Raw genomic sequence first — 1,875 nt, 5'->3', positions numbered from 1 at the left:
GACGATGTCTTGGCAGTCGTCAAACATACCTTCAACAGCGATGTTGTGGATATTAGCATCTTGCAGGCTAAACATTTGCGCGCGTTGGAATGCACTCATTTTGCCTTCCGGCGACAGCATGAAGACATTAACACCTTTTTTACCGCGCAGGGCATATTCGGCTGCAGAGCCGGTGTCGCCGCTGGTGGCGCCCAAGATATTGAGTTCTTTGCCTTCTTTGTTCAATACATATTCAAACGCATTGCCCAAGAATTGCATGGCCATATCTTTGAATGCCAAAGTCGGGCCGTTGGACAGGGCTTGGATTTTGATGCCGTCTGAAAGTGTGCGCACCGGAGTAATGGCTTTGGTACCAAATACTTCTTCGGTGTAGGTGCGGTTGATAATGTCACGTAAATCATCAGCAGGAATGTCGGTGGCAAACAGGCTCATGACTTCAAACGCCAGCTCAGGATAGCTGAGTGTGCGCCATTGGTCTAAAGTAGCACGGTCGATTTGAGGGTATTGCTCAGGCAGCATCAAACCGCCGTCAGGAGCCAAGCCCATCAATAAAATTTCGCTGAATTGCTTGCGTGCGGTTGCACCGCGGGTGCTGATGTATTTCATGGTTTCTTCTCTATAAAAACAAAAATATTGCCGGTCAAAACAGGAAACCTGCCTGAGAACCATCCCGCAAGTCGCCTTATCCCGACCTTAATCCACTATAAACTTTCAGACAACCCCATTACACAGAGGTCGTCTGAAAAACATTATCTATACAAACGCTTGAAACAAGCATTGACGGTTTTCACCGTTACCGACGCAATCGCCTGATCGCGCGAAGAAGGATTCAAAACATCCATCAACTCTTGCGCGGACACCTGATTCGGCGCTTCCTCGCTCGCGCAGCCGCAGATTTTGTCTTCCCACTCGCGCTGTTTTTCCGCGCTCATCGTTAGCGCGATTAAACGCCACTCATTGCGCTTGTTCAACTCCGAACGGCATTGATGATCGACCGCCATCTTCATCACGCTGCCGCCGATACCCGTACCACCGCCCAAACCGCCGAACGCCGAGTCTGAATCATAAGCGCAACCGCCCAACAACGCCGCCACAGAAGCAACGGCAACAATCTTTTTCATATTCATAGCCATCCCTTGCCGCAAGGTCGTCTGAAACGCCCCGCAAAGTCTTTAAACAAGTGCATATTATACCGTAAGCGGTGTGAGATGGGGGATTGTGAAAGTCGGGTATAATCCGTCTTTTTTGGGAAAAAAGAGGATTGATCAATGGTTAAACCGGTTAAATCAAAAAACAAATCAAAAGCTAACTTAAACAAAAACACGCAAAACCCTAAAGAAAATCAAGAAAAAACGGCTGACAAAGGCATTCAAGAGCAGTCAGAGCACACCGCTGAAAATAAGCAGCCTGAATCAAAAGACAATGTACAGAATAAAAATAAACTTACACGCTTATGTAAATTTTTTAAAAAATTATGGAATGGAGATGTTCAAGAAAAAAATAAAAACTCAAAGAAAGCGGAAGAAAATGCTGCTAAAAATAATGCTGCTACACAACAGGAGGAAATTAAACAAGCTGAGACAGTTGAGCAACCAGAAGAGCAAAGAAAACTCTCTGATTATTTGGAAATCATCAGTAAATTATTAGGGTTCTCAGCAATATTAGGAACATTTATTGGTGGATTTTTTATATATGATTATCTTAAAATCATAGATCAATTAAGCATTTTTCCTGAAGTAATTACTAATCCACCTGCTTTAATAGCTACTGCTACTATTTTTGGAGGCATAGTATTATTTTTATATTTCAAATTTTTCGTGGCATTTTTATTAGGAATAAACGCTAAATCAGGGCAAGGATGGAATACTTCAAAGC

At 43.6% G+C, this 1,875-nt stretch carries 1 protein-coding gene and 2 pseudogenes; 1 reads left to right on the top strand and 2 read right to left on the bottom strand.

What is annotated here, in order from left to right:
• A pseudogene (locus tag ACTHUE_RS17380) lies at nt 1-606 on the bottom strand (threonine synthase); the annotation flags it as partial.
• A gap of 143 nt (nt 607-749) precedes the next feature.
• Nucleotides 750-1,121, bottom strand: coding sequence for a hypothetical protein (locus tag ACTHUE_RS17375; RefSeq protein ID WP_199900367.1), 372 nt, complete (start codon nt 1,119-1,121; stop codon nt 750-752).
• A 147-nt stretch (nt 1,122-1,268) separates the two neighbouring features.
• Here ACTHUE_RS17375 and ACTHUE_RS17370 point away from each other — a divergent pair.
• A pseudogene (locus tag ACTHUE_RS17370) lies at nt 1,269-1,875 on the top strand (hypothetical protein); the annotation flags it as partial.

Source organism: Neisseria sp. P0021.S005 (assembly GCF_051956955.1).
This window is presented reverse-complemented; position numbering and strand designations above follow the sequence as displayed.